General features: G+C 61.4%; 19 protein-coding genes and 9 pseudogenes. 11 read left to right on the top strand and 17 right to left on the bottom strand.

Going from position 1 to position 26,690, the window contains the following annotated elements; all coding sequences use genetic code 11:
* Positions 1 to 39: 39 nt before the first annotated feature.
* Positions 40 to 1,480 (bottom strand): annotated as a pseudogene (locus M0D43_RS08250) (GAD-like domain-containing protein).
* Positions 1,481 to 1,857: 377 nt separating this feature from the next.
* On the opposite strand from M0D43_RS08250, the gene M0D43_RS08255 reads away from it, so the two are divergent.
* Positions 1,858 to 4,182 (top strand): S9 family peptidase, encoded by a 2,325-nt coding sequence (locus M0D43_RS08255; protein ID WP_252164258.1) that lies wholly within the window; start codon positions 1,858 to 1,860, stop codon positions 4,180 to 4,182.
* Positions 4,183 to 4,374: 192 nt separating this feature from the next.
* Here M0D43_RS08255 and M0D43_RS08260 read toward each other — a convergent pair whose 3' ends face one another.
* Together M0D43_RS08260 and M0D43_RS08265 are read right to left on the bottom strand one after the other, a co-directional pair.
* Positions 4,375 to 6,351, bottom strand: coding sequence for an alpha/beta hydrolase family protein (locus tag M0D43_RS08260; protein WP_260808107.1), 1,977 nt, complete (start codon positions 6,349 to 6,351; stop codon positions 4,375 to 4,377).
* 147 nt (positions 6,352 to 6,498) lie between these two features.
* Positions 6,499 to 6,839 (bottom strand): annotated as a pseudogene (locus M0D43_RS08265) (DUF3817 domain-containing protein).
* Between the two features lie 152 nt (positions 6,840 to 6,991).
* Between M0D43_RS08265 and M0D43_RS08270 the strand changes: the two are divergent.
* The 3 genes and pseudogenes from M0D43_RS08270 to M0D43_RS08275 all read left to right on the top strand — a co-directional run bounded on the left by M0D43_RS08270 (position 6,992) and on the right by M0D43_RS08275 (position 8,466).
* On the top strand, positions 6,992 to 7,615 hold the full coding sequence (locus M0D43_RS08270) for a YiiX/YebB-like N1pC/P60 family cysteine hydrolase (protein WP_260808108.1): 624 nt from the start codon (positions 6,992 to 6,994) through the stop codon (positions 7,613 to 7,615).
* 55 nt (positions 7,616 to 7,670) lie between these two features.
* Positions 7,671 to 7,778, top strand: a pseudogene (locus tag M0D43_RS22155) (alpha/beta hydrolase); the annotation flags it as partial.
* Between the two features lie 226 nt (positions 7,779 to 8,004).
* A complete protein-coding gene (locus M0D43_RS08275) occupies positions 8,005 to 8,466 on the top strand; it encodes a DUF4126 domain-containing protein (protein WP_252164260.1) in 462 nt (153 codons plus the stop codon).
* Positions 8,467 to 8,608: 142 nt separating this feature from the next.
* Here the strand turns inward: M0D43_RS08275 and M0D43_RS08280 are convergent, their stop codons facing one another.
* The 3 genes and pseudogenes from M0D43_RS08280 to M0D43_RS08290 all read right to left on the bottom strand — a co-directional run.
* On the bottom strand, positions 8,609 to 9,004 hold the full coding sequence (locus M0D43_RS08280) for a VOC family protein (protein WP_252164261.1): 396 nt from the start codon (positions 9,002 to 9,004) through the stop codon (positions 8,609 to 8,611).
* Between the two features lie 79 nt (positions 9,005 to 9,083).
* Positions 9,084 to 10,058, bottom strand: coding sequence for a glutathione S-transferase family protein (locus M0D43_RS08285; protein WP_252164262.1), 975 nt, complete (start codon positions 10,056 to 10,058; stop codon positions 9,084 to 9,086).
* Positions 10,059 to 10,231: 173 nt separating this feature from the next.
* A pseudogene (locus M0D43_RS08290) lies at positions 10,232 to 10,351 on the bottom strand (SPFH domain-containing protein); the annotation flags it as partial.
* Between the two features lie 189 nt (positions 10,352 to 10,540).
* Between M0D43_RS08290 and M0D43_RS08295 the strand changes: the two are divergent.
* Entirely contained in the window at positions 10,541 to 12,127 is a 1,587-nt protein-coding gene (locus M0D43_RS08295) for an SDR family NAD(P)-dependent oxidoreductase (protein ID WP_260808109.1), read from the top strand.
* Positions 12,128 to 12,213: 86 nt separating this feature from the next.
* On the opposite strand, the gene M0D43_RS08300 is transcribed toward M0D43_RS08295, so the two are convergent.
* On the bottom strand, positions 12,214 to 12,525 hold the full coding sequence (locus tag M0D43_RS08300; protein WP_252164263.1) for a hypothetical protein: 312 nt from the start codon (positions 12,523 to 12,525) through the stop codon (positions 12,214 to 12,216).
* A gap of 303 nt (positions 12,526 to 12,828) precedes the next feature.
* Here M0D43_RS08300 and M0D43_RS08305 point away from each other — a divergent pair.
* Together M0D43_RS08305 and M0D43_RS08310 are read left to right on the top strand one after the other, a co-directional pair.
* Positions 12,829 to 13,938: pseudogene (locus tag M0D43_RS08305) on the top strand (hypothetical protein); the annotation flags it as partial.
* Positions 13,939 to 13,980: 42 nt separating this feature from the next.
* Positions 13,981 to 14,325: a hypothetical protein gene (locus tag M0D43_RS08310; protein ID WP_252164994.1), complete on the top strand. Its 345-nt coding sequence runs from the start codon at positions 13,981 to 13,983 to the stop codon at positions 14,323 to 14,325.
* A gap of 593 nt (positions 14,326 to 14,918) precedes the next feature.
* Here the strand turns inward: M0D43_RS08310 and M0D43_RS08315 are convergent.
* Both M0D43_RS08315 and M0D43_RS08320 read right to left on the bottom strand, forming a co-directional pair.
* The gene (locus tag M0D43_RS08315) at positions 14,919 to 15,686 is read right to left on the bottom strand and encodes a DJ-1/PfpI family protein (protein WP_252164264.1); all 768 of its coding nucleotides are present in this window, start codon (positions 15,684 to 15,686) and stop codon (positions 14,919 to 14,921) included.
* Positions 15,687 to 15,965: 279 nt separating this feature from the next.
* Positions 15,966 to 16,367: pseudogene (locus M0D43_RS08320) on the bottom strand (helix-turn-helix transcriptional regulator); the annotation flags it as partial.
* 9 nt (positions 16,368 to 16,376) lie between these two features.
* On the opposite strand from M0D43_RS08320, the pseudogene M0D43_RS08325 reads away from it, so the two are divergent.
* Positions 16,377 to 16,710: pseudogene (locus M0D43_RS08325) on the top strand (SDR family oxidoreductase); the annotation flags it as partial.
* A gap of 947 nt (positions 16,711 to 17,657) precedes the next feature.
* Here the strand turns inward: M0D43_RS08325 and M0D43_RS08330 are convergent.
* Positions 17,658 to 17,771 (bottom strand): annotated as a pseudogene (locus M0D43_RS08330) (IS3 family transposase); the annotation flags it as partial.
* Between the two features lie 131 nt (positions 17,772 to 17,902).
* Positions 17,903 to 18,966 (bottom strand): IS3 family transposase gene (locus M0D43_RS08335; RefSeq protein WP_260808110.1). Its coding sequence is split into 2 segments (ribosomal slippage): positions 17,903 to 18,708 and positions 18,708 to 18,966, totalling 1,065 coding nucleotides; the frame shifts between segments, so codons are not numbered across the junction.
* A 352-nt stretch (positions 18,967 to 19,318) separates the two neighbouring features.
* Here M0D43_RS08335 and M0D43_RS08340 point away from each other — a divergent pair.
* Together M0D43_RS08340 and M0D43_RS08345 are read left to right on the top strand one after the other, a co-directional pair.
* The gene (locus tag M0D43_RS08340) at positions 19,319 to 21,154 is read left to right on the top strand and encodes a 3'-5' exonuclease (RefSeq protein ID WP_260808250.1); all 1,836 of its coding nucleotides are present in this window, start codon (positions 19,319 to 19,321) and stop codon (positions 21,152 to 21,154) included.
* A 25-nt stretch (positions 21,155 to 21,179) separates the two neighbouring features.
* Positions 21,180 to 21,728 carry a hypothetical protein gene (locus M0D43_RS08345; protein WP_260808111.1) on the top strand — a complete coding sequence of 183 codons (549 nt, stop codon included), beginning with the start codon at positions 21,180 to 21,182 and terminating at the stop codon, positions 21,726 to 21,728.
* Here the strand turns inward: M0D43_RS08345 and M0D43_RS08350 are convergent.
* Positions 21,688 to 22,104, bottom strand: coding sequence for a transposase (locus M0D43_RS08350; RefSeq protein WP_260808112.1), 417 nt, complete (start codon positions 22,102 to 22,104; stop codon positions 21,688 to 21,690). The genes M0D43_RS08345 and M0D43_RS08350 overlap by 41 nt on opposite strands.
* Positions 22,105 to 22,202: 98 nt before the next feature.
* On the bottom strand, positions 22,203 to 22,832 hold the full coding sequence (locus tag M0D43_RS08355; RefSeq protein WP_260808251.1) for a hypothetical protein: 630 nt from the start codon (positions 22,830 to 22,832) through the stop codon (positions 22,203 to 22,205).
* 1,051 nt (positions 22,833 to 23,883) lie between these two features.
* On the opposite strand from M0D43_RS08355, the pseudogene M0D43_RS08360 reads away from it, so the two are divergent.
* Positions 23,884 to 24,063 (top strand): annotated as a pseudogene (locus M0D43_RS08360) (transposase); the annotation flags it as partial.
* Between the two features lie 159 nt (positions 24,064 to 24,222).
* Here the strand turns inward: M0D43_RS08360 and M0D43_RS08365 are convergent.
* The 4 genes from M0D43_RS08365 to M0D43_RS08380 form a co-directional block, all read right to left on the bottom strand.
* Entirely contained in the window at positions 24,223 to 24,399 is a 177-nt protein-coding gene (locus M0D43_RS08365) for a hypothetical protein (RefSeq protein ID WP_260808113.1), read from the bottom strand.
* 12 nt (positions 24,400 to 24,411) lie between these two features.
* Entirely contained in the window at positions 24,412 to 24,627 is a 216-nt protein-coding gene (locus M0D43_RS08370; protein ID WP_260808114.1) for a transposase, read from the bottom strand.
* Positions 24,628 to 24,800: 173 nt separating this feature from the next.
* Complete coding sequence (locus tag M0D43_RS08375) at positions 24,801 to 26,117, bottom strand: hypothetical protein (RefSeq protein WP_252164270.1); 1,317 nt, start codon at positions 26,115 to 26,117, stop codon at positions 24,801 to 24,803.
* Complete coding sequence (locus M0D43_RS08380) at positions 26,114 to 26,602, bottom strand: hypothetical protein (protein ID WP_252165182.1); 489 nt, start codon at positions 26,600 to 26,602, stop codon at positions 26,114 to 26,116. Before M0D43_RS08380 ends, M0D43_RS08375 begins: the two co-directional genes overlap by 4 nt.
* Between the last annotated feature and the right edge of the window lie 88 nt (positions 26,603 to 26,690).

Raw genomic sequence — 26,690 nt, forward strand, 5'->3', positions numbered from 1 at the left:
GCCGCGCTGCGCGCACTGCCTGCACTGCGCACCGGCATCTCATTCTCCACTCAGGCGACTGGTCAACACATCGCCGACAACAGGACCGTGTTCCACCTGGCCATCGCTATCGCGCTGATACTTGATGCCGACCCGACACGCGGCGGGATGCATCTCCCGGACCCAGCACTACAAGGGCACGCCCCGTCTCTGGCGGCGAGCGCAGCGGCATGTTCATGCGCAGCCCATCGCCCTGGCCTCGGTCCAGGGTGCACATGACGGTGCCGGCGCCGTCGTCTTCAGCGTCGGGGTCGACGTCGTCCACACGGGTGATGGTGGCGATGATCGCTTCGGCAGTCACCCGTTGCTGTAACGCGCGTGGAAGATCGGCAAGCGGCGGCGCAACGCGTCCACCGGATGGCTCCTCGACGAATGCATCGCTCAACCTCACCTTGCGAAAATAGTACTCGCTGCGGCCCAGCGTTTTCGAGCCATCCATGGCCGTTGCCATGTCTGCCAGTTCGTCGCTGCGCAGCAGGAACATGTCGGTCCCCGAGCGCATGACCACCAGCCGCGCATCGTTGGCATCGCTACCACTGGAGTCGCTGCGCGACCGGATATCCAGCGTCACGTGCTCGTCGCCAATCTCGGTGTGCGTCACCGCATAGCGGCCCGCATACGCACGCACATCGGTGCGTGCAAGACTGCGATGATCGATTTTCCAGAACAGCAGGCGATACTGGCCATTGGGTTCGAGCGCCAGCATGCGATGCCAATCGATGTACGACGACAAATACAGGCGTTGCAGCGCGTTGCTGGACTGTGACTCGTTGACGATGTTCTCGAACATTGAGCGCTGCGCTGTAGGCAATGCGTCACCATGGGTCGTAGGTGCATCGACGACGGCTGCGAGCCCGTCGACAACATCGCGAAGCCGGGTGTGCAGCGCCAACGCATCGACCTTGTCGACCCGCAACATCTGCATCGAAACCACCATCTGATCAATCTGGTAGACCTCACCCGCCGCGAGCGGGCCGCACTCCTTGTGCGCGGCGGCAAGCAGGTCGGATGGAATCAGGCAATCGCAGGATGCGGCGTCGCGCAGGTACTGATTGAAGAAGTGGTCCAGGTTCCAGGTCAGATCGCTGGTCGCTTTCGAGACCGGGTCCAGAGAGGCCACGTCTTCGTCGGTGGGAGTCAGCTTGCGGTAGTACACCGCTGCGCCGAAAGGGGTGAGCGCGATCGGAATACGCCGTACCGCGTCAGGTGGCGAGACGATCCAGCGATCCAGCACCGACTGCCATTGCCGCGGGTCGATCAGCGCGAACTACATGTTGCCGTAGTGCCCCAGCCCCAGCCCTTCTTGACGCCACAGCGCAAGCACACTGGCAGGCAGCACCGGCGCATAGGCGGCAATCAGATCCGCCGGGGCAGGCTGCGTCTTGCGCGGCGGGTGCGCCTTGATAAAAGGCGACAGTGCCAAGCGGCGGAACCATGACATCAGACGGCCTCCAGTCAACGTTGCGTGCGTTCGGTAAACCCAGATCGTGCCGCATGGTCCTGTGTGGACGCCGACAAGCGGAGTTCATGGCGGGGACATTCCCGTCGTCAGCGGCTGACCAATCGCCGGCCCAAGTGCAGTTCACGGGTGTTCTCTCCCTCGATGGGCATCGCGCTCGACGCACCTCCACGGTCACGCTGTGGCGGTGCCGGACCGGGGGCGATCCGCTTGGCAACCGCTCGATCACAGCTCCGCCCCGCGTCGGTCGCCGAGGTGCAAACACGACTTCTGGCAGAGGCGCACGGCCCACGTGACGGGTAGCATCGGACGGTCGCGCCGACCGCGTTGCGCGCTCCTTTCGTCCCGGAGAGACTTTCATGCCCACCCCATTGCCGTTGCGGCACCTGTTCGTCGCCATCGCCCTGGCCTGCCTGCCGGCACTCGCCAGCGCGCAGGCGCCTGCCGTCACCGAGGCCGACTACGCGCGCGCCGAGCGGCTGATCAGCTACGCCGCGCAGCCGCTGGTGGATCACGCCGCCACCCGCATCGACTGGCTGGACGCCACGCATGTGCTCTATGTCGATCACGATGCCAAGGGCAACCGGCTGCTGCAGCTGGATACCGCCACCGGCAAGACCGCACCGATCTTCAAACAGTCTGCGCTGGTCGCTTCGCTCAACACGCTGCTGAAGACCGGTGACAAACCGCTCAAGGCCGACACCTTCGCGCCGATGGTCGAGGTCACCGCCGATGGTCGCTACCGCCTCAACGTACGCGATACCGCCGTGGTCTGCGATGCGCGTGCGCGTTGCAGCAAGCTCTACGCCAAGGACCAACCGGAACCTGGCGTGTTGTCGCCGGACAAGCGCAGCGAGGCCTTCATTCGCGACTGGAACCTGTGGGTGCGCGATCTCGCCAGCGGCCAGGAAACCCAGCTCACGCGCGATGGCGTGGAAAACTTCGGCTACGCCACCGACAACGCCGGCTGGCAGCACACCGATAACGCCATCGTGGCCTGGTCGCCGGACTCCCGCAAGATCGCCACCTTCCAACAGGACCAGCGCAAGACCGGCGATATGTATCTGGTCAGCACCAAGCTTGGGCATCCGGAACTGCAGTCATGGAAATATCCGCTGGCCGGCGACAAGGACGTGACCATGATCGAGCGCGTCATCATCGACGTGCCCACCCGCAGCGTGCTGCGCCTGAAGACACCGCCGGATCAACACCGCTCCACGCTCTGCGACGACGTCAGTTGCTCGCCGGGCCTGTGGGACGATGTGAAGTGGGCACCGGACAGCAAGACGCTGGCCTTCGCCTCCACCTCGCGCTTCCACAAGCAAACCTGGTTGCGTATTGCCGATGCCAGCACGGGCGCGGTGCGTACCGCCTTCGACGAAGCCGTCAAAACCTATTACGAAAGCGGCCAGGTCGCCGCCAACTGGGCGTATCTGCCGGCCAGCAATGAGGCAGTGTGGTTTTCCGAACGCAGCGATTGGGGCCAGCTGTATCTCTACGATCTGGCCACCGGTAAACCCAAGCGCGCCATCACCACGGGCGACGGCAACGTGACCGAGTTGCTGCGCGTGGATCCGGTCACGCGCACCGCCTGGTTTGTCGGCGTCGGTCGCAGCGCCGGCGTGGACCCGTACTACCAGCAGCTGTGGAAAGTCAGTCTGGATGGCGGCGCGCCGGTATTGCTCACCCCCGAACCTGCCAACCACAGCATCGCGTTGTCGCCCGATGGCGCACGCTTTGTCGACACCTATTCCACCTCGGTCACGCCACCAGTCACGTTGCTGCGCGAGGCCGGCGATGGCCGCACTGTCAGCACGATCGCCACCGCCGATATCACGCGCCTCAAGGCCGCCGGCTGGGTGCCGCCGGAGCCCATCACGGTCAAGGCACGTGACGGCAAGACCACGCTGTACGGCTTGATGTTCAAGCCCACCAACTTCGATCCGACGCGCAAGTATCCGGTCATCGATTACGTCTACCCTGGCCCGCAAACCGGCTCGGTGCGCGGGCGCAGTTTCCTGGCCGGCCATGGCGACAACCAGTCGCTGGCCGAACTGGGCTTCATCGTGGTCGCCATCGACGGCATGGGCACGCCGTGGCGCTCCAAGAGCTTCCACGACACCTGGTACGCCAACATGGGCGACAACACCTTGCCCGACCAGGTCGCCGGCTTGAAGGAACTGGGTCAGCGCTACCCCTGGATCGATCTGGACCGCGTCGGCATCTGGGGCCATTCCGGCGGCGGCAACGCCTCCACCGGCGCGATGCTGCGCTACCCCGATTTCTTCAAGGTGGCGTGGTCGGAAAGCGGCAACCACGACAACCGCGGCTACGAAGACGACTGGGCCGAGAAGTACCACGGCGAGCACATCGTCAACAAGGACGGCACCTCCAACTACGACGACCAGGCCAACGCCACGCACGCCAGCAAGCTCAAAGGCAGGCTGATGCTGGTGCACGGGACCCTGGACGACAACGTACCGCCGTACCTCACCCTGCTGGTGGCCGATGCCTTGATCAAGGCCAACAAGAACTTCGACATGCTGATGCTGCCCAACGCCAAGCACGGCTACGGCGACCTCACGCCGTACGTCACCCGCCGCCGCTGGGACTATTTCGTGCAGTACCTGCTCGGCGCCACGCCACCGGCCGACTACCAGATGAAGCCGATGCCCAAGAACTGAGCGCACGCACGGGTGGGGGCCGGCGACCTGAAGGCCCCGGCCGCGACACTCACCGATCGCTGCACAGTGGGGGTACCGGGCAGCAACTCCAGCCAGGCACAGCGCTGTCCGGTGCCTGACCACCCCGCACCACCACGACGCAGCTTGGCCGCACGTTCCATCCGGACAACGCCGGATGGAACCACCAACCGCCTACTTCGCCGTACTGCCGCCCAACTGCGTGCTCAGGAACGCCAGCAGGCGGGTGTAGTACTCGCGACGATGCGGCTCGGTGTAGAAGCCGTGGCCTTCATTGGGGAAATACAGCGCCTCCACCGGCACGCCGGCACCCTTTAACGCGCGCTCCATGCGCTTGGTGTGTTCGATCGGCGCGCGCTCGTCCTTGCCGCCTGCCGCCAGAAACACCGGCACCCTGATCTGCCTGGCCAGCATCACCGGCGAGCGTGCCGCCAGGGTGTCGCGGGCGCCCAGCCAGTCGCCGGTCCAGTTCTTGGCCCAGCGCGCGGAGCGCCCGGTATCGCGCGCCATCATGTCCAGATCGTAGACGCCGACATAGCCGGCGGCGCAGCGATACAAGGCCGGCTCCTTCGCAACACCCATCAGCGCAGCGTAACCCCCGTAGCTGGCACCGTAGAGACAGATGCGCGAGGCATCAGCCACGCCCTGCGCGATGGCCCAACGGGTGGCGTCGGTGAGATCGTCCTGCATGCGCCCGCCCCACTCCCTGGCGCCGGCCTGGGTAAAGGCACGCCCGTAATTGGCCGAACCGCGGTAATTGACGCGCAGCACCGCATAGCCGGCGGCGGCCAGCAGCTGCGCCTCGTCATCGAACTCCCATTTGTCGAAGACATCGAACGGCCCGCCGTGTGGCATCACGATCAACGGCAGCGGCGTGCCTGCCTCGGCATGCAGCGGCTGGGTCAGATAGCCGTGCAACTGCAGGCCATCGCGCGCCTGGAAACTTACCTGCCTGCTCGCCGGGACGGCATCGGGCGGGAACCACTCGCGGCGGCTGAACACGCGGTCGGCATGCTTGCTGACCGTATCGAACAGGTAATAGTCGCCGTTATTGCGATCGCTCCACACATACACCAGCACCAGGCGACGGTCGCGGGTGGCCGAGGTGATGTAGACCGCGTTGCCGTCGAAGGCTTTTTCCAGGCTGCGATAGAGCCTGGCCGTCGGTGACTTCTCGTCGAAGAAGCGGTTGCGCACCCGGTCGCTCATGTAGGACGCGCCGATCGGCGTGGTGCCGTCCAGATCGCGCAGGATCCGGTAGGGGTCGACGGTGTCGTCGTGCAACAACGGCGTGGATTTGCCGCTGGCCGGGTCCCATCCCACCAGCACATCGGTGCCGCTTGCCTGTTCCACCTGCAGATAGGCCTGGCTGCCATCGGCCGCGAAACCGAGCGGAAATTCGCGATGCCCGCTGCTGGCGGCATCATTGACCAACCGCCACGGTGCGGCATCGTCGTCGCGGTAATACAGCTTGCTGACGTTGCTCACGTCGGCGCCGTTGGCAAAGCGGATGCGTCCCTGCTGATCGGTCACGAAGTTTGCGCGCCGCACCGGCGAGGTCGCCACGGTACTGCGCCGGCCGGTCTGGATGTCCAGCTTGTCGATGCGAATGTTCGGGTCGCCGACGAACGGGATCGTCGACACCAGGATATTGCGCGGATCGCCCGGCAAGGTATCGAGCATGAACGTGCCAGGCTCCAGGTCCATCTTCAACTGCACGCCGTTGATATCCGCATTGGTGCCATAGGGGCTGGCCAGCAGGCGGCCATTCTTGCCATCGGCGTCGATGGCATGCAGCTGGCCGATCGCCATCGGCTCGTCGCGCGACCCCAGCCGCTGCGCCATCGACACCACGATGCGGTCGTCGCTGGCCCACCAGAAATCGTCAACCACGCTATTGGCGCCACCGGTGACTTTCGCGGTGGCCACCTTGTCCTGCCGCCGTACGATGCCCAGCACGGTACGATCTTCCAGCGGCATGGTGAGTGCGAAATACTCACCCGTCGGCGAGATCTTGATCCGCTCGAATTGGTCGCTTTTGAGATAGGGCGTCAGATCCAGCGGTTGCGGCGGCGTCTGCGCGCGAGCCGGCACCGCGATGGTCATTGCCACTGCCAGCGCGGCAGTCGCCACCCTCCTCCAGTAATGCATTGCGACACTCCGCTTCTTCCCTGATCTGCCTATGGTGGCAAAGGCGGTTTGTGGAGTCCATCGTCTGGCATGGGGTTGTGCGCGTTGCACTGCGCGGTGCCACGCAAAGCACGCGGCATCAATGCTGTCTGGCCTGCGCCGACATACTCAGGCACCGGCGCGCGCGCCCAACAGACCGATACGCCGGAACCACATTTCCAGCGGCACCGTCACCAGCGGCGGCAACGCGGCCAGCAGGCTCAGCGCCCACGCCCACCACGGCCAGCGCAGGCGCAGCGCAGGCGCAGCGCGGCAAGCACGCTGACCGCCACATAGCACAGGAAGGCCGCGCCATGCAGGCGCCCGAACAGCCACACCACAAGCTCGGTGGTGTGCGTGCCGTACTTGAGCAACATGCCGAGCAACAACCCGGCCCAGGTCAGCCCCTCGATAAAGGCGGCCACCGCAAACAGCCGGCCGATCGGCGACAACGCAGAACAAGCACGCATGCAACACTCCAGACGGACAGGGATTGCCGCGACGCGATGGCGGCGGCGGCGACGCCCGCTGGCAATTGCATTCTACAGAGCGCATCGCGCATCGGCAGCCGGCCCGCGTTCCTGGCGATAATGGTGGCCCTTGCACCACCTGCCGGCCTCCCATGCGCACCCTCTTCTTGCTCGCCGTGCTTGCACTGGCCCTGCTGCCCACCACCTCCATCGCCTTACAGGTGCAGGACGGCGACTTGCTGTTCGTCACCGCCGCCCGCACCGGCCTGAGCGGCGCCATCGACGATGCCACTGCCAGGCAGGATGCCCCCAGCTTCGATCATGTGGCACTGCTCGCCCATGACGCTACCGGACAGGTGCTGCTGCACGCAGACGAACAAGGCTCGCGGCAGCAGCCGCTGCAGGCATTCGTCGAAGAAGCCAACGCCAAGCATCGGCAGATCCATGTCTACCGGCTGACGGAAGAACAGCGCAATGCGATCCCCGGCGCCATCGCGCAGGCACGGCGCATGCTTGGCAAGCCTTACAACCAGACCTACGTGCAGGACGACAGCAGCTACTACTGCTCGGACTTCATCGAACGCGCGTTCCGTGCCCAGCACGTCTTCGCCCTGCAACCGATGAACTTCGAGAACCTGCAGACCGGCAAGATCTCGCAGTACTGGACCGACTTTTACCGCAGCAAGGGCATGGACGTGCCGCAAGGCCTGCCCGGCACCAACCCGAACGATATGGCGGCTGCTCCCGTGCTGGCGTATGTCGGCCGTTTGAATTGATGCGCGGGAATGCCGGCGAAAGCAGGCACCTGTTTCGCCAGTACGCTAGCGCGGGCGCACAAGGCGGTATCCGCCGCTGCAGCTAGTGCTCAACGACGAAGATCACCTGAGTGTCGCACCGCGCGGTATCACCCATGGGCTGAAGTTCCTGTTGGGCACCAAAGGCTCCCTGAGTGCAATGCCGCGCGCCTGGTTGCGCGGCGCAAGCCGATACATCCCCGGTAGCGCATCGCAAGCACATCCAGTGCCTTGCGGGCGCCGCCAATGCACGGCATGCACAAACTCTTGCCAACGCCCATACATGCGCCGTCCTAGTGTGTGCACATCCATATAGCGTGCCGCACGCAGCGCATTCCGCCTGCGATTGTTGAGCACACGCAGAGGTGTACATGGCTTTGATTCATTCCATTCTGATGGGCGCCGTCGCCGGCATGCGCTCGATGACGCCGCTGGCGGCGGTCACCAATGCTGCGCGTACCGGCAAGCTTCCCGCCGACAACGGCGCACCGCCGCTGCTGGCCAATCCGCTGACGTCGGCCGGCATGCTCGCGCTTGCCGGCGGCGAACTGGCAGGCGACAAGATGAAAACCGCACCCGACCGCATCGTGCTGCCCGGCATGATCGCGCGCATCGCTACCGGCGTGATCGTCGGCGCGGCACTGGCTCCGCGCCGTCAGCGCGGCGTCGCCGCACTGCTGGGCGCGTCCACCGCAGTGGCGGCCGCCTATCTCACCTTCAACCTGCGCATGCGTGCGATCGACCGCTACGGCCAGACCAGTACCGGCGTGGTCGAGGACGCGATCACGGTGGGCGCGGCGACGTTGATCATGCGCGATGCGGCCAAGCACTAGCGCGACGTCCCTCACCTAAGCCTGTCGCGCGCCGCAACCGCAGGGCGCGCTATGGCGACGGCCATTCCACCGTCGCCATAGCGAAGCAATAACACGGTGCGCGGTCGCGCTGCGGCTGTTGCAGCAGCGCAAGTCTCACAGCCTACGCAGGCCGGTAGATCGCGCAGAGCTTGTTGCCGTCCGGGTCGCGCACGTAGGCCAGCCAGACAGGCCCCATGCGGCTCTCACGCACGCCCGGTGGATCTTCGATGGACATGCCACCTGCCGCCACCGCAGCGTCGTGGAAGGCCTGCACCTGCTCGGGCGAGCCGCAGCTGAAGCCCACGGTGGCGCCGTTGCCGCTGGTCGCGGGCGCATCGTTGATCGGCTCGCTGACAACGAAAGTACTGCCGGCGTGGCGATAGAACAGGCGCACATGGCCCGAGCCAGCAGAATTGACCAGTGGTTCGGCGGCACCGAGGACGCCGCCGAGCACCGCATCGTAAAACTGCCTGGATCGCGCAATATCGTTCGATCCCACCATCACATGATTCAGCACACATCACTCCTGTTCGTATCGAAGGCGCACAGCTTAGGGCAGCACGTGGATATCCGGCAGCATCCGGCGAATAGCTGCATCAGCCGCCACGCCCGTGCGGTGTCTGCAGGTCCAGCACCGGCCCCAGCGGCACGATGCCGGTGGGATTGATCATGTCGTGACTCTGGTAGTAATGGTGCTTGATGTGCTGGAAATTCACCGTGTCTGCGATACCCGGCATCTGATACAGCTCACGCAGGTAGCCGGACAACTGCGGATAATCGGCAATGCGCCGCAGGTTGCATTTGAAATGGCCGACATACACCGCGTCGAAACGCACCAGCGTGGTGAACAGACGCCAGTCCGCTTCGGTGAGCCGGTCGCCGCACAGGTAGCGCTGCTGGCCAAGGCGCGCATCCAGCCAATCCAGGCTCTCGAATAACGGCACCACCGCCTCTTCGTACGCAGCCTGCGTGGTCGCAAAGCCCGCCTTGTACACGCCATTGTTGACGGTGTCGTACACGCGCGCATTGATCGCATCGATCTGCTCGCGCAGCGGCGCCGGATAGAAATCGCCGGGCGCAGCGCCGACCGCGTCGAAGGCGCTATTGAACATGCGGATGATGTCGGCCGACTCGTTGCTGACCACCGTGTTGCGCTCGCGATCCCATAGCACCGGCACGGTCACGCGCCCGGAATACTGCGGATCCGCCTTCAGATAGACCTCGTACAGATGCTGCGCCTGGTGGAGCGCATCGCCCACCACACCCGGCCCTGGCGCAAACGTCCAGCCCTGCTTGCCCATCAGCCAGTGCACCACCGACACGTCGATCATCGACTCCAGACCTTTCAGGCGCCGGAAGATCAATGTGCGATGCGCCCACGGGCAGGCCAGCGACACATACAGGTGATAGCGTCCGGGAGCGGCCTGAAAGCCACCTTCCCCATGCGGGCCGGGGCTGCCATCGCGCGTGACCCAATTGCGGAACTGGGATTGCGAGCGTTCGAAACGCCCACCGCTCTTGTCGGTGTCGTACCAACTGTCCTGCCACTTGCCATCGACCAACAGACCCATGCTGCCTTCTCCGCTACCACAATAGGCCGCAACCCTAGCCCAGCCGGTTTGGAGAGTGCGTGAGCGGCCTTGATGGCGTGAGCGGACGCGAGCAGCCAGCAGCGTTTGCAGACCGAAGACCGACCGCTGCAAGGCAACAGGAGCCCCGGATTGCCATCGGCCGGCAGCGCACGCTACCTGGCAATCACCGACGTGCCGGAAGGCACCATGTAGCAGGCCTGCGCCTTCTTGCAGGCATCGGCATTGAGTTCGGCGATCTGGCTGGCCAGGTAGTGCTCGGGCTTAAGACCGACTAGGTACATCCTGGGCACCGGAGTCATCACCGCTGCCACTGCCTTCGCACGCCATTGGCACCAACACCTCGGGATCGGCGAAAATAGCCGCCGTCCAGGCCAGCGTGGCCGCTGGCCGCCATCCCTCGCGTCCACCGCGCCGCCCGCTGCATGCGCTCCGCCTTCTGCCGCTCTTTTTTCGGATCCATCTTGAACACCAACGCCCCCCCCCCGCCCGCCGACGACCTGCCCCTGACCGACCGCCTGCGCGCGGCACTGGACCTGCTGGAGGCCATCGACGCCGACCGCAGCGTACTGGACACCCTGCCAGAAGCCGACCGCGTGCGCCTGCACCAGGTGGTGGCCAAGGTCTATCACCCCGAGCCGAAGGCACGGCGGCAGTTGCTCAAGCAACGCGAGCGCGAGCGCCATCAGGAAAAGGTGCGCAAGGCCGAAGCATTGCTGGAACAACGCGGCATCCGCGCACTGCGACGCAAGCCGGTGTTCAGCACGCCAAACTTTTTTCCGCCACATGCTGCCGGCCTGCACGACGCGCATAACGGCGAGAATGCGTCAGAGACGCCGGAGCCGCTGCATTCGCCCGAGCTGCGGCATTGCTACGTGTGCAAGCAAAAGTTCACCGAGCTGCATCACTTCTACGACCAGATGTGCCCGGCCTGCGCGGAGTTGAATTTCTTCAAGCGCACCGAGACCGCCGACCTGCGCGGGCGCGTGGCGTTGCTGACCGGTGGAAGGGTCAAGATCGGCTATCAGGCAGGCCTGAAATTGTTGCGCGCCGGTGCCGACCTGATCGTCACCACGCGCTTCCCACGCGATTCGGCTGCGCGCTACGCGCAGGAACCGGACTTCGCGCAATGGGGCCATCGCCTGCAGGTGTTTGGCCTGGACCTGCGCCACACCCCCAGCGTGGAAGCCTTCTGCAATGAACTGCTGGCCACGCGTGAGCGGCTGGATTTCATCATCAACAACGCCTGCCAGACCGTGCGCCGCCCGCCGCAGTTCTACGCGCACATGATGGCCGGCGAAACCGCAGCGCTGCACGACTTGCCGGAGACGGTGCGTAACCTTGTCGGGCACTATGAGGGACTGCGCACTCCGGAGTTGCTCCGCGATGCCTCGGCCACCGCACTGCCGGCGGTACACGGACGTGGCCTGGACAGCGCCGATGGCCTCACCCGCGCTGCCGAGCTCTCGCAAATCGCGCTGCTGGACGACGAACTGGTGGGCCAGCAGCATCTGTTCCCCGACGGGCGCCTGGATCAGGACCTGCAACAGGTCGATTTGCGCGGCCGCAATTCCTGGCGCTTGCTGATGGCCGAAGTGCCGTCGGTCGAGTTACTGGAAACGCAACTGGTCAACGCCATCGCACCGTTCATCATCAACGCGCGGCTCAAGCCGCTGATGCTGCGCACGCCCGAGCGCGACAAGCACATCGTCAACGTCTCGGCAATGGAGGGCCAGTTCTACCGCAATTTCAAGACCACGCGCCACCCGCACACCAACATGGCCAAGGCCGCGCTGAACATGATGACGCGCACCTCGGCAGCCGATTACCAGAACGACGGCATCCACATGAACAGCGTGGACACCGGCTGGGTCACCGACGAAGATCCGGCTGAGATTGCCGCACTGAAAGTGCAGCAGGAACGCTTCCACCCGCCGCTGGACATCGTCGACGGCGCTGCGCGCATCGTCGACCCGATCATCCACGGCTTCAACACTGGCGAGCATGTGTGGGGGCAGTTCTTGAAGGATTACGCACCAACCGATTGGTGAAGCGCCCTGGCTTCAATCAGCTTTGCGTGGGCGCGCTGCAGCGCTGACCACGTCTACGATCGTCTGCAGCACGCATCTGCTGCAGATTAATGCCGATCCGCGTCCTTTCTGGCTTGTGCGCGTGCAAGCGTATCGGTCGATGCAAGTACCTCGGGCAAATCGTGCCGAAAGGCATCTACCTCACTGGTTGGTAGCACACCTTCAAAACTTGATCGGTCGAAGCGTGGACGGCCTTCCATGTACAGGCCATCGCGACCCTGTACGACAAAGTTGAAGCACGATTGCCAACGCGGATCGGGGTTCCCAGATAGTTCCACAACGACCTTGCTGCTCGCTCGTCCGGTTTCGACCGATGTGAAGGTCACCGTGCGTGCGGTGATCTGAGTCCCGATATTCATGTTGGCAATGATGGCGGGTGAGCCGTCGCTGCACTGTGATCCGGGAGTCTGTCGAGACGTTTCAAGCGCAATCAACCACGCGTCCTTCACGCCGGCACGACGCAGCGTTGAAAGCGCGATTGCTAGCTGATTATGTCCGTGAATGAGTAGCGGCGATGCGCCGAGCGATCGATGGATGACATGCGCGCTACAGACCGACGTCGTGCACTGGCAACGTGTTCCAGGCGGGCAACGCCGGTGGTCGGTCGCTGCTAGCCGCTACCATGCTGTGCACTGTCACTGGCCACAGCAAGGACGTTACCCATGTCACAGCATGCTATCGAGGATGTGATTGAACGCGCCATCCACCTGGTCGATCGCACTGCGCCGAACGCTGCGCACCAAGCCGCGCTCATCCACGCCCTCCTACACCTGCAGGCGCGCTACGACACCGGCCTGACCTGGTTGCGCATGCATGATCTGCTGCTGCGTCACGGCGTGCTGGTGCGCACGCCAGTGGAAGCCATCGACGATGCAGCGCTGCGCGCCCAGGCACGGGCTGCCGACGCATCGTGCTGACTGAACAGCGATCGCGGTGCGGGCTACCTGCACCTGGAAGAACGCGCACCTGCGCTCTACCAGCAGACCGCAACCGGCCAAGACATGCCGGTATCTGCGCTGTTCCGGGACGTGCTGACGCTTGCCGATCAAACCGACGATGGCGCGTTATTCACCGACCTCTATGGCCTGCTGGTCAACGGCTGGTTCGATGCCACATTCACCGCAGAGGACGGCCTGGCACCATCGCCGGACGAGTTGGTCGCCTGCGACGACCTGCAGGCGATCCGTGCCATTGCCGCGCAGCGTGGACTCAAGCGCCGGCGCGGCGTACCCGAGGATCTGGCCTTGCCGCACCTCAGCGAAGGCGAAGAGCCTGGCGAGATCGAGCAGAACGCCGGACTGCGCTTCTTCCTGCAGCCCAAGCGCACGCCCACCGCCTTGCTAACCGCACGCGACAAGCACCGGCGTCAGCTGGCACGCGTGCAGGAACTGCTCCCGATGCTGGTGGAGCAGCGCTTGAGCACTGCGCTGCAGCGGGCAGGTTGGTCGGCGGTTGCCGAGCAACCCGAGCGCCAATGGTGCTGGACGCGCGACCACGACGGCAGCCGCCAGTGTCTGTGGGTCGCCCACGACGCAACCTGGGGCGAGTTGATTGTCCAGGCGGGCCTGCAGCACGCACGGCTGCTGGACTGGCAGCAACGCTCGGCAACCACACAGCTGCACGATCTGCATGTGTACGAGCGCGCCGCACCATTGCTTGGCGACACCATTCGCAACAGCAAAGACATCGGCCCCTATGGCGGCTGGAAACTGGATCCGGCTCACAGCGATGCGCAGCTGAGCGACGCCCTCGATCGTCTGGCCGCTACCCTGGCCGCCCTGGATGCGCACTACTTCGACGTGCTCGCGCAGCAATTGTCCGGGCCGTTCTTCGAGCGCGACCTTGATGTGCTCCTGCGCGTAATGGAAGACGGCGACAGCACCGGTGCAATCCCCCAGGATGTGCCGTTTGCCAGTCCCGACAGTGCGTTGCTGGGGTTTGTCTTCCACCATCTGGAGCGTAGCGATCACGCCGCTGCGGCAGCGGTGGTTGCACGCGTGCACACACGCCATGCCGCGTGCACGCGTCTGAACGCCTGGCAGCGCGCGTATCTGATCCCATTCCTGCAGCAATGGGATCAGGGGCGGCGCGATATGCCGATGCCGCCGGTGCAGCACGTCCTCCTGCTCAATCACCTGCGCGCACGCGAAGCTGTTTGAGCACGGTCCACGCCATGCCGGCGTGGATGCATCACAGACAACGATGGAGAACGTGCTGCCGACGTGCTGCAACGCCGCTCGCTACAGCTGGTGTGTGCGTTCTTGCAGTCACGGTGCTGCGCATGGCGTGATAACCCGCATGTCCTCATCAAACCGCCTCGCCCCAGCTAGTCTACCCGCGCGATACCCGCGTGCGTTGCGGCCGTCAGTGTCTGGCGAGCTGGGTGACACGGCCACATCCCCGAAAAGCATCAGGCTCGTCGGTATGCCCTTGCGACTGGAAACTGCCATCGGCGCGCCTGGCTAACCTAGTGCCGCTTAGCTGCTCGTCGTGCCGAGACGCTTCCTGCCTGATCTCAGGCTTGACGCCCTTCGGATCGGCGATAGCGACCATGGCTTAGTCTTCCTGCGTTGCCTTTTGAAACGCGATAGGCCCCTGATAGCCCGCACACTTTTTCTTGATCAGGATGCGGTCGGCAGGCAAGACGCAGCTATCCCTCCGTGAATTGGCTAGCGGTAACCGGCGATACGCAAATGCGTAGTGACTTGGCGCTGCGCTGTGTTGAAAGGACAGTCCAAGCGCGCCCCGCCACTCAGCCTGCAACGGCTGCGGCAGCGAACGGATCGTCGGTGGAATCCTCGTTCCAGACGTACTCAGCGATGCCGGCAACCTCCTTGGCGGCGTCATTGCCATAGATCTTGGCAATGAGCGCAAGCGCCATGTCCGTTCCAGCAGACACGCCTGAGGAAGTGAAGATAGTTCCATCCTCCACCCAGCGTGCACGCTTGACCCACTCCACCTTCGGGCCCTGCGATGTCACCCAGGCGAAGGCACGCTTGTTGGTGGTCGCGCGCCGCGCATCCAGCAGGCCGGCGCGCGCAAGCAGCGCGGCGCCAGTACAGATGCTGGCCACATGCGGCGCTGTGCGCGCAAGGCGCGCAATGCTGGCGATCAGTGCCGCATTGTCCACTTCGCGGCGCGTGCCGATGCCGCCGGGCACCATCAGGATGTCGATCGCGGGCACCGAATCCAGCGTGTGTTCCACCGCGACCGCTGGGCCGGCACTACTGGCGACCGCGCCGACACGTTCGCCGAGCATGACGATTCTCACCTTGCCCTTGAGATTGCCGAACATATCCAGCGGCCCGAACACATCCAGGAGCTGGAAGCCCTCGAACACCACCATGCCTAGCGTCAGTTGCCCTGCGTCCCCGGACGCCTTGTCACGCCGCGCGCTCGCCGGACGCACATCGTTGGCCATTGCGCCGGCTGAGATCACAGCAGCGCCGCCCAGCAATGCGGTACGTAGCACCATGCGGCGTGAGTGGCTGGCGTTGGTCTGCTTCGTTTCGAATGACATGGCAGCTCCTTGTTTATTTGCGTAAAGGAGAGAGTGCAGTGCGCATGGATGAGTTCGCGATGCAGCGCGACCTATCGTCGGTTGCATAGGCCACTGTATGCACCGCCGCGCAGCGCGGCGTGAGGAAGCCTGCATCAACGCGGCGTCAATGCATGCTCCACGCGCATGCATTGACGCGCGAAAGGCCTGCATCAACCGCTGCCTCCCAAGCTGCGTTGCGTCGAATCGGCGCAAAGAGCAGACCAAGACCCCAGAAGATCACGACAACCGGCCTGGTGACTACGCTTTGTCGCTTGGCCTCACCGATCGCTTGGGCGCCGCCCCAAACATGCGTTTGAACGCATGGCCGAACGCGCTGGGTGACGGGTACCCGACACGTTCGGCGATGTGGGCGATGTCCAGACCGGTTTCAGCAAGCAACCGATGCGCCAGCAACATGCGTCACTGCGTCAGGTAGTGCAGTTGTGCCTGCCCGACGTTCTGCGAAAAGCGCGACGAAAATGCGCAGCGCGACATACCCAGGCGTGATGCAAGTTCGGCCACTGTCCATGCGCGTGCGACCTCCCCGTGCATGAGTGCGAGCGCCGCGCCGATATGGCGATCGCCCAATGCACCAATCCAGCTTGTGTACGCCTGTGCATGCGCTTGCATGCAAGCGCGAATCGCCTCCACCATCAGCATTAAAGCAGCCATCTCATCAACGTCGTCTCCACAGCGGGATTGCGCATCGTGCCGACAATGGGTGTCTACGCTGCGACCAAAAAACGCGGTCAGAACCATCAGCGAGGCGCTGCGCCAGGAAGCCGGGCCGCACATTCGCGTCACCGAGGTCTCGCCCGGCATGGTGCAATCGGAGTTGCTGGACATCGTGAGCGACCCAACGCTGCGGCAAAGCCTGCAGGCGCAGTCGGAAGCAAGCGGCATCCCCGCTGAGGCCATCGCGCGCGCTATCGCATATGCAATCGATCAGCCACATGATGTCGAGGTCGGCAGCTTGGTCGTCCGCCCCACGTCGCAACCGTAGGGGTTCCTAGCCAGCTCCCGCGCCGACACGTCACATGCTTCCGAAACGCTTCTGGGACTTAATGCACTCCGCCATGCGGTGCTGACGGAGCCGAACAAAGAGGTTCTCGCCCTGACTCACGGATTTGGTGCGCCCCAGAAGAGGAGCGCAATCTGACTGGACGATGCATACCCGCTATTAGACATCGCCAAGCGGGCCTGTACGAGCCGCTCGCTCGATTACCTATGCCCTTTGCGTCATTAGGTCTGCGGCGGCCCGTGACAGGATGGACCGCCGCACGTATCGGGGACTACTGATTGTAACCCTAATAATTTATTGAAATTGAATTTCTAATATCAATGAATATCTGATTTTCAAGGGGAACGGTAAACCTCGGCACATACAAATTAGGCAAAGCACTCCCTGCTCTGCAGTCAACCGCACTCATTGCACGCACACTGTAAGTGAAGCCGTACAAGAGAGATGGGCCACTTTTGTAACTGCCATTCTGACTTGCTTGGCCCACTGCGACACACGCCCATCCATTAGGGTTATTTACATTTTGTATGTAAACAGCCCTCACCCTGGGATTGTAATTTACCGTATAACTCGCTATGGGAACGGTCTGTTGAGCGTTAGCCGATGTGGCGACGCAGGCCGCCAGCGCAAGCACGGCACAGAATGCGGCTTTACGAAAATAATCAATCTTTGAATTTATTATCATTTCTCTCTCTTCAATTCGAAAAGGGAACCAAGCTATTTTTTACCATCGAGGCAGGATTGCTCCAGCGCTCTTCCCAAGGATGCCCCATCCTGATTTCGATAGTTAATTCCGACAATAAAAATGCAGTGGAAATCACAAAAATATTTTTGTGAATCGATCCTCATATAGACCAAAGGGTTTACCCATTATCCGCTAGTGTTATAAATACGCCGACTCAAGAGGGTTATCTGTCGTCCGCACCAATTCAATGCCACCTAAAACTTGAGGTCTGCGGTTGTTGTTGATCACGGAACTCAGCGGGCGTTAGTGCGCCCAGGCTGTCGTGCGGGATCTATTGGTTGTAGTCGGCCAGCCAGTGCGGGCCTGTGCTTCCTCGAGGCCATGCTGAGGCCACTGGACGCCGCCGTGCTCGGCACGGGCCTACTGCGCGAGCTCTATTTCCGCGTACTGATGGGTGCGACGTCCCCCCGCCCTGAGTAGCGGTCGGGTTTAGAGTCCAGAGTTGATGATATCGGTGTTTGCCAGATGTTGGGCATACGCAGCCGGCGTCATGCCGCCAATTGCTTTCTTGGGTCGGTCCTCGTTGTATTCGCGTCGCCAGCGTTCGATCTCGGTGCGCGCGTGCAGCAACGTCGGGAACCAGTGCTCGTTGAGGCATTCATCGCGTAGCCGGCCGTTGAAGGATTCGACGTAGGCGTTCTGGTTCGGTTTGCCTGGTTGGATCAGCCGCAACTGCACGCCACGGGCATGCGCCCAGGCGACCATTGCCTTACCGCAAAACTCTTTGCCGTTGTCGGTGCGGATCACCTGCGGCAGGCCGCGACTGTGTGCCAACCGATCCAGGACGCGCGCAACCCCGTGCCCAGAGATCGCGCGCTCCACCTCGATGGCGACCGCTTCGTGCGTTGCGTCGTCCACGATCACCAGACACTTGATCACTCGGCCTTCGGCGGAGCGGTCGAACACGAAGTCCATCGACCACACCTGGTTGGCCTGCGCTGGCCGCAGCAGCGGCTGACGCTCGCCAACCGGTACCTTCTTGCGCTTGCGGCGCCGGACTTGTAGCTGCTGCTCGCGATACAACCGCTCCACGCGCTTGTAGTTCACCAGGCGTCCTTCCTGTCGCAGTTTGAGATAGATCATCCCCACGCCGTAGCGGCGATGGCGATGCGCCAACGCAAGAATGCGCTCGCGCAGTTCGCCATTGCGGTCTTGGCGTGGGCAATAGCGCAGCGCGCTGGCACCACGCCCGATCCACTCGCGCACCAGCATACGACGCGCCGGTGCGCTCACCACTTTTTTCGCAACGCATCCTTGATCAGGTCGTTCTCGAACAACTGCTCGGCCAGCAACTTCTTCAGCCGCGCGTTCTCGGACTCGAGGTCCTTGAGCCGCTTGGCGTCGGGCACGCTCATCCCGCCGAACTTGCTGCGCCATAGATAGTACGAGGCCTCACTGAAGCTATGCCGCCGGCATAAGTCCTTGATCGCTATGCCCGCTTCGGCTTCGCGCAGAAAGCCGATGATCTGCTCTTCGGAAAAACGCTTCTTCACGTCCAATCTCCTTGGGGTAGGGAATTGGACTCCAAACTGAGGTGCTACTCAAAATTGGGGGGACGTCGGAGCTGCAACGACATAGTGGAAATTTGAAATTCCATCAATCTCAAGCACTTCTGGCAGAGCGGGCCTGGCGTAGCGATACAACTCACCCATCCGAAATCGTTTCATCAAGATATTTTCCTGGCTAGAAGACCAGGTTAGCTAAAGCCTTGTTGTTCGGCGAGCTCCGAGTCTGGGCATAGGTACTCATCCATAGGTTTTTTCCAGTGGTAGGCTAGGGCCTATACCAAGGAGGGGGGCTCCCATGGCTACGCTTATTCCGAGTAGGTCCAGTAGTGCCGGCCGGATGACATCTGGCGAGCGGCGCTTTTCACAACGGCTGGAAGACAAGCTCGATGATGAGTACATCTGCTGGTACGACGTACCGATCGGCCCCAGTCACCGGCATCCGGACTTTATTGTGCTGCATCCCTATCGCGGGATCCTGGTCCTGGAGGTCAAGGACTGGAAGCTGGAGACAATCGCTGAGATTGACCGCGACACCGCTGTGCTCCATACCGAGCGCGGCCGTGAGGTGACGTCCAATCCATTGCGCCAAGCGCGCGACATTTGTATCGAAGTCGGCAAGCTGATGCTCAAGGATGCAGCCCTGCGCCTTCCGGAAGGAAGCAAATACGAGGGCAAGCTCATCATGCCGTGGGGCTTTGGCGTGGTGTTTAGCAACATCAGCCGCGCCCAGTTTGACGAAGCCGAATTAGGCAATGTGATTGCGGCGGGCAGTGTGATCTGCCGGGACGAGATGACCGAGTCGGTGGACACCGAGGCGTTTCAGAAACGGCTCTGGGACATGTTCCCTGCCACCTTTTCATGTCAACTCAGCTTGCCGCAGATCGAGCGGATACGTTGGCATCTGTTTCCGCAGCTACGCATCGTTCCTCCTGAGCAGGTGCAGTTGTTCGCTGCACCTCAGCCGGATAAGCCCATAGCTATTCCCGACTTGATCAAAGTGATGGACCTGCAGCAAGAACAGCTTGCTCGCTCGATGGGTGACGGCCATCGTGTGATCCACGGAGTGGCCGGCTCTGGCAAGACAATGATCCTGGGGTATCGCTGCGTTGAGATTGCGAAGCGTCAAGGCAAGCCGGTGCTGGTGCTCTGCTACAACAAAACACTTGCCGGCCGCCTGGAGCACATCATTCACGCGCATGGCGTGCAGGACCGCGTGAGTGTGCGTCACTTCCACGGATGGTGTGGTGAGCAGCTGAAGGCTTACGGCATCAAGCCTCCGCCCGCACAGCCAAACGCCCAACAGTATCTGGACGCATTGGTCAGCAAAGTCATTGCAGCAGTGGAATCGCAACAAATTCCGCGAGCACAGTACGCGGCAGTCATGATCGATGAGGGCCACGATTTTGCACCCGAGTGGCTGCAAATCGTCACGCAGATGGTCGACCCGGAAACCAATTCGTTGTTGCTGCTCTATGACGACGCGCAAACCATTTACAGCACAGGTGGACGCCGAAAGTTCAGCTTCGCCAGCGTTGGCATCCAGGCCAAAGGGCGCACCACGATCCTGCGTCTGAACTACCGCAACACCTTGGAGATCCTTTCCACGGCAAAGGCCTTTGCCCAGGAGCTCTTGGCGGGGGAAGATGCGGATGAAGACAACGTGCCCGTGATCGCGCCAGAGAGCGCTGGACGTCGAGGCGCCGTCCCCGAGCTGATACAGGCGAGCAACATTTGGGAAGAATCGCGCTTCATCGCCCAACAGATACGCGAAGCACTCAATAACGGTGCAAGCGCCAACGACTTTGCGGTTCTTTGCCGCAATAAGACGCTTGCCACGCATATAGCCTCGCGACTCCGGACTGCAGAACTTCCAGTTGTATTAGCGGAAGATATCAACAAGCGACACCTGTTCGATGGCGAACCTGCAGTTAAGGTGCTGACGATGCACTCCAGCAAGGGCCTGGAATTCGAGTCGGTATTCATTCCCGGCATCTGCGAGATTGGGCAACGCTTACAAGCCGACAGTGAGGAAATGAGGCAGGAGGCCAAACTGCTGTATGTCGCAATGACTCGGGCTCTTGGCTCGCTGACAATGCTGCATCATTCAGAGACAGTACTAACCGAGCGGATTGGACAGGCCATAGATCAGATACGGACTAGGATTGCAGCATGATATCTAGACTACATATGGAGGACGCTTGAATTGGGATGCTATTGGTGCAGTGGCTACCGCCGGAGCAACGATCATCGCGCTTGTCATCTGGCTCTCTTATACCCGCCGACGCGCGCGTGAAAGGACAGCGACCAGACGATTGCTCGCCCAGGTGATGATGACTCCTGTTGGGACAGCACAACTGCAAATTGCCAAGTTCAGAAGTACCGTTGCTCCCCAAGATGGCAGCACCTCAGTCGTTCAAGAACTTGCCAACAGTCATAATGCACGTAGTTTATTTGCCGGATATGCACAACTCGTCAAAGTCGACCTTCCATCCCAGTTTGTGGATAAGGCAGACCTATTTGGTGAAACCACCTCCAATCGACTTGCCTATACGCTATCACAGGTAAGTCGACTGCATAGCGTCTGGAGCGCACTGGGTGATCTGCCCGACGACGCCGACACGCACGACATTGAACAATGCCTGGGTGTAGCGTTACTTCAGATCAAGGAAAGTGAAGAAGTTATCGGCGAGGCCTTTCAAGCACTTCTCATGGAAGGTCGCGCTTCATGGAAATCTCAGAAGCGGTGAGCTTTGATGCTGTAATGCCCGGCGTCCGCCGTTTACAAGAAGGCTTCTGAATACAATGATGATCCGCTAATCGCCCCTGCCACAGGGTTCCGCTGCGCCGGTGCCTGACGTTGAAGGCCTGCACATATGATTGGCCGCTGAGGCGCATCGCCGAAGACACTGCGCCAGCCTTATCCGCCGAGACCAGCAGTTGCACGTGGTTGTCCATCAGCACAAACGCATGCACCCGCACAGCAAAGCGCTCATAGTCCACGCGTAGTAGCAGGAAAGAGTGATGCCGATCCTCATCGTCCAAGACGATCGCGCACCGGTCCACGCCTCTCTGGACGACATGCGTCGGAACGCCGGGCAGTTCCAGATGCGGCTGACGCGACATGGACAGGCCTCCTGCTCAAGAAGGAAGGCCCCAGCCTGGCGGCAGCGACATAGGCCCGCTATCAGGCACCCCCGCGCGGGCCTGTACGACCGGCTCGCTTAATTACCTCCATCCCCTTCTGCCCTTTTGCCGAAAAATGTTTGCAATCTCATCTCACATCGCTGAAGGAGCTGTTTTCCTGCATCCGATTCTGCGTGAATTGTCTCGTCCGGAATGCCTGCAAACACGTCCTCCAGCACCTTGCTTCCTGCCTGACTTGATAGCATCGCCTCTTGAGGTACATCACTCCCTGCAAACTGGGTAGTCACAAGATCGCTGCGTGAAAGCGTGCCCGTGACAGATAGCTGAGCGCATGCACCAGTGAAGTAAGCCATAGACTCGTCTGTTTTCCTTTGTGCATCGAATCGATTCAGCCCAGCGGTCAGATGTAATGTCTCGTGCGCTATCGTATTGATCGCCTCTCCAATATCGCTGGATCGTTCCCTCACCGCATACACCGGCTTTAGTTCACGCATCCCAATTTCGATATGGCTCTTAGAAAAATTGACGCCAGATGGCACCAGTACAACATTGTAGACAAGGAAAACTTTCGGCTCTCGAAATCGCAGCACGTAGCGAGTAGCTTGCAGAATTTGGCGACAGATCGTCTGCTGCGAATCCGCATTGTCTCTCAACCTCATGCGGACGCGCATTCCCGCATCAGCGGATTCGCAGATGACCTCTTGCATCGTTACAGAGCGAATGGATCTCGCGCCCGGCAAGTAGTTCACATTTCGCAACAAAAATATAGATCCAAACGCATCGACAGCAGTACCCTGCGCGCCGGCATCTGAAATTTGATCTCGCATAGATCGTGGAGTGGCAGCGCAGCCCGTCAATGCGCATGCAAGGGCAGTCATCAAAAGAAGCATGGGGGCTAATTTTGAAAGCCCCCACACCTCCATCGCACTACTGATTCGCACAAGGCGTTGGACGATAAACGCCGTGCGGTGCACATGACTCGAAGGTCGATACCGCTGATGCATTCGTTACCCCCTCATAGGCGGAACTGACGGCAATGGTCTGGCTCCCCGAACCATAATCCGATTGGAACTTAGTCAGCCTGTATCGCATTGCATCAGCCGAACCGCCATTTGCGGCTGCCCAAGCGTTCACAGCATTCGGATCTACGAGACGAATCGTGTTACCGCTCTTCGTCCAATCAAACAATCGGGAAGCTTGAACCGTGCCGCTAGCTGATTCCACTAGGCTGACAGTTACAGTGCCCTGAGCTGGATATGGCACTGTCGATCCGCTTACATCTACGACGAACTGGGCCGCGTCCGCAGTCTCGGAAGCAGAAAGCATTGACGCGATCAAAGACTGCCCTCGCGCAGAGCTACCCGATATTTCTCCATGTATTTCACACTTCTTTGTCGTGTCGCACGATGCACCTGCCTTCCAGCTCACACCAGAACAGCCGCTAAGCAGTAACGGCAGTGCAGCTATCACGCCAGTATAGAGAAGTGAGGTTTTCATATGATCGCTCTTCCTGAGATAGGCCCCGAGCGGGCCACGTACTTCATAACAGATCACCTCCGTATAATTTATGCAGACTTCTGCATCGCGGCCAAATAATAACCATATATTATTTATAAGTAGTATGCCGCTATCCTTTCAAATGAGACGGAGGCAGTTACCTCCCCTCAGGACGGCCGTGCAGACGACACGTGTTTCGATCGACATCTCCCAAGTTTGAGTAGCACCGTGGTTTTGAGTCCAATTCCCTATCCCGAGGAGATTGGACGTAAGAAGCGCTTTGCCGAGGAGCAGATCATCAGCCTCCTGCGCGAAGCCGAGGCCGATGTCGCAATCAAGGACCTGTGCCGGAGGCATGGCTTCAGTGAGGCCTCGTACTACCTGTGGCACAGCAAGTTCGGCGGCATGCGTTTAAAGAAACGGAGGCAATTAACCCACCTGAATCTCCCCGGCAGGACGACCACGCGAGCGGCACGTCGTTGGCCTCCCCGATGCACGCGCCACCATTGCCTGGAAGCGCGAGTCGCCCGAGGGGTGCTCCCGCATGAGGTGAAGGTGGATTGACTGTTCGCCCTCTCGGGCTAGACCCGCATGCAGCCATTACGCATAGACAGGCACCCGCTCGGCTGCATCGCAACCAAGATGTAAATAGACCTCCTGCGGCGTGATGAGCTGACTCTTCGCACGCCCCAGATACGTGCGCACGCTTGACCAGTGGTACTCGGTTGGCAATGCCACCATGCGGGCGCGTACCGGATTGAGTTCGATGTAACGCAAGACCGTGACCACCTACCGTTCGGTCTGCACCAAGCAGGAGGTGAACCGCCCCTGCCACAGGGTTCCGCTGCGCCGGTGCCTGGCGTTGAAGGCCTGCACATACGATTGGCCGTTGAGCCGCATCGCCGAAGATACTCCGCCAGCCTTATCCGCCGAGACCAGCAGGTGCACCTGGTTGTCCATCAGCAAAAACGCATGCATCCGCACAGCAAGGCGCTCGCAGGCCATCGTAGTAGGAGGCAATAGTGATGCCGATCCTTATCGTCCAAGACGATCGCGCACCGGTCCACGCCTCTGTGGACGACATGCGTCGGAACGTCGGGCAGTTCCAGACGCGGCTGACGCGACATGGACGGGCCTCCCGCTCAAGAAGAAGGCTCCTGCACACGCGTTCGCTGTTCTCATCGAATGGCACGCCAGCCTGGCTCCCGAGCCGCTGCACTCCGTCCCTGATTTTGCAGCAGCATTGCGTGATCGGGGTGCGCAGGATTGTCGGGGCCGGCCCTGCCACCGTGCTGTTGCGGAGCGGGACGAAGTTCCGGTGCATGAGGGTCCACATGCATTAGCCGTTGCGTCTGGTCTCCCTGCTGCACATTGAGATCGGTGGTGCCATCCTGGTTTCGGGCGCGCGTCAGATTCTCGCGCGCGACAGAGCTCCATTCACCGTTCAAGAACGCATGGCCCTGCCCATGCTTGTTCCAGTTGACCAGGTCATTCCCTGCGGCATAGAAGCCTGGCCCATTGAAACGCTCTGGGTGCGCGCGATCGGAAGGACCGTACTGATGCGTCGCACCTCTATCCAAAGCCCCGATGAACTGCCCCGCGCGATCGTCATGGATGAACAGATTTTTGATGACCGGGTACTCGTGCGGCAAGTTCTGGTGCGTCCTGTCCGCATTGAGGGCGGTTGGATTGACAAGCGGATCAGCCAGGACACTCGCCCATGCCGTCGAGAGAGGGCTTTCTCGATTCGCGTTGCGCAGCGAGTTGACGACCGCCGCCCCCCTCAACGCGTCGTCACGGCCCAGCTCAAAGTAGTCTTTCTGACCAGAGCGCTTGGGGATAAAACTGTCAATGGCAGCACTGACGTCTGCTACAGAGTCATACTGGTTCTCCTCAAGCTTACGAATCATTGTTGCGGCACGTACTTCGTTCTGGTTGTATGCCTTGCCAACCATGGCCGCCAATTTCACTTGGTCATCGAGTGACGCATTCTGATACAGGTTGCTTCGCTGCAGCGGCGCGATGGCGCGATCCATCAATTTGTCGATCTGAGCGACATCGCGGTCGTGCACCCACGTGATACCGGCATCCGAGGCCAAGAACGCGTCCAACCGCGATTTGACATCCGCATCCAGCGGGCGTCCATGGTCGTTTCTGATCGCATCTCCATCACGACCAAGATCCGCGACCGCTCTTGTCGCCTGATCGTCGTTAAACAGCGACTGCGGCTGATGCGCCCTCGCCCAGTCCTGGTATGCATTGATCAAGTCTCTCGGAACGTTCTCGCCATTAGGATCATTGGGCTGGTAGTGCTGTCCCAGGTCCTTCTGTATGGTACCGATCGAGTAACCACTGTTGTCCGCTGGTTCGAGCGTCGGAGTTGAGGCCTTGTCGCCTGCGACAACCAGTCGATATGCATCGTATCGACTCTCGGAGGTGACACCCACAGCGAAGTACAAGGTTGCACGCAGTTCCTTTTCTGTGAGCGTACTCATTGTGCGTCCTCCGGATCCGAACAATCCTTGTCATAAGGCACATCCTTACCTGGGACATCCGGATAAAGCGCAACAGTGCGGCGATAGCTGGAACCATACTTCTCATATCGAATGAGGTGTCCTTTTTCCAGCTTGAACTGATCCTCTCGCTCGGAGAAAGCCGGGCACGCGGAGTAGCCCGTTCCTCCGTCATCGCTGCAGTAGCGGAGATACAACGCGTCTCCACGCACCTCTCCCTGCAACTGCCCATCATTGCCGCGAACGTTGGTTCCCTCGCTCCAATCCCCCGTCACGCGATCACCACGTTGCTGCAGATGCAGGCTCAGATAGTGGCCCAAGTCGCATCTCTTGGCATACGCCCACTCCCCGGAGAACGAAGGGGATTTGCTCGCGGAAGCGGAGGTAGCACACGAGGTGATCAACGCCATCACCATCACTAACGCGGCCACTGGAAAGCGCGGGCTTGATCGCTCTTGCTCAGCCATCGGTCACTCCTTGGACATGGTCTGCGGCTCGTATGTGCGGAAGATAGCAACTAGGCCCGGGACGTTCCACAGGTTCCAGCGCCCCCCA

It is taken from the genome of Xanthomonas prunicola (assembly GCF_025266575.1).
Taxonomy (GTDB): domain Bacteria; phylum Pseudomonadota; class Gammaproteobacteria; order Xanthomonadales; family Xanthomonadaceae; genus Xanthomonas; species Xanthomonas prunicola.

Excerpts from the sequence above, each read along its gene's own strand:
- M0D43_RS08255 (WP_252164258.1), top strand. The coding sequence starts at position 1,858 with ATGCCCACCCCATTGCCGTTGCGGCACCTGTTCGTCGCCATCGCCCTG.
- M0D43_RS08260 (WP_260808107.1), bottom strand. The coding sequence starts at position 6,351 with ATGCATTACTGGAGGAGGGTGGCGACTGCCGCGCTGGCAGTGGCAATG.
- M0D43_RS08270 (WP_260808108.1), top strand. The coding sequence starts at position 6,992 with ATGCGCACCCTCTTCTTGCTCGCCGTGCTTGCACTGGCCCTGCTGCCC.
- M0D43_RS08275 (WP_252164260.1), top strand. The coding sequence starts at position 8,005 with ATGGCTTTGATTCATTCCATTCTGATGGGCGCCGTCGCCGGCATGCGC.
- M0D43_RS08285 (WP_252164262.1), bottom strand. The coding sequence starts at position 10,058 with ATGGGTCTGTTGGTCGATGGCAAGTGGCAGGACAGTTGGTACGACACC.
- M0D43_RS08300 (WP_252164263.1), bottom strand. The coding sequence starts at position 12,525 with ATGAATATCGGGACTCAGATCACCGCACGCACGGTGACCTTCACATCG.
- M0D43_RS08315 (WP_252164264.1), bottom strand. The coding sequence starts at position 15,686 with ATGTCATTCGAAACGAAGCAGACCAACGCCAGCCACTCACGCCGCATG.
- M0D43_RS08340 (WP_260808250.1), top strand. The coding sequence starts at position 19,319 with ATGACATCTGGCGAGCGGCGCTTTTCACAACGGCTGGAAGACAAGCTC.
- M0D43_RS08350 (WP_260808112.1), bottom strand. The coding sequence starts at position 22,104 with ATGTCGCGTCAGCCGCATCTGGAACTGCCCGGCGTTCCGACGCATGTC.
- M0D43_RS08355 (WP_260808251.1), bottom strand. The coding sequence starts at position 22,832 with ATGCAAGAGGTCATCTGCGAATCCGCTGATGCGGGAATGCGCGTCCGC.
- M0D43_RS08370 (WP_260808114.1), bottom strand. The coding sequence starts at position 24,627 with ATGGCCTGCGAGCGCCTTGCTGTGCGGATGCATGCGTTTTTGCTGATG.
- M0D43_RS08375 (WP_252164270.1), bottom strand. The coding sequence starts at position 26,117 with ATGAGTACGCTCACAGAAAAGGAACTGCGTGCAACCTTGTACTTCGCT.
- M0D43_RS08380 (WP_252165182.1), bottom strand. The coding sequence starts at position 26,602 with ATGGCTGAGCAAGAGCGATCAAGCCCGCGCTTTCCAGTGGCCGCGTTA.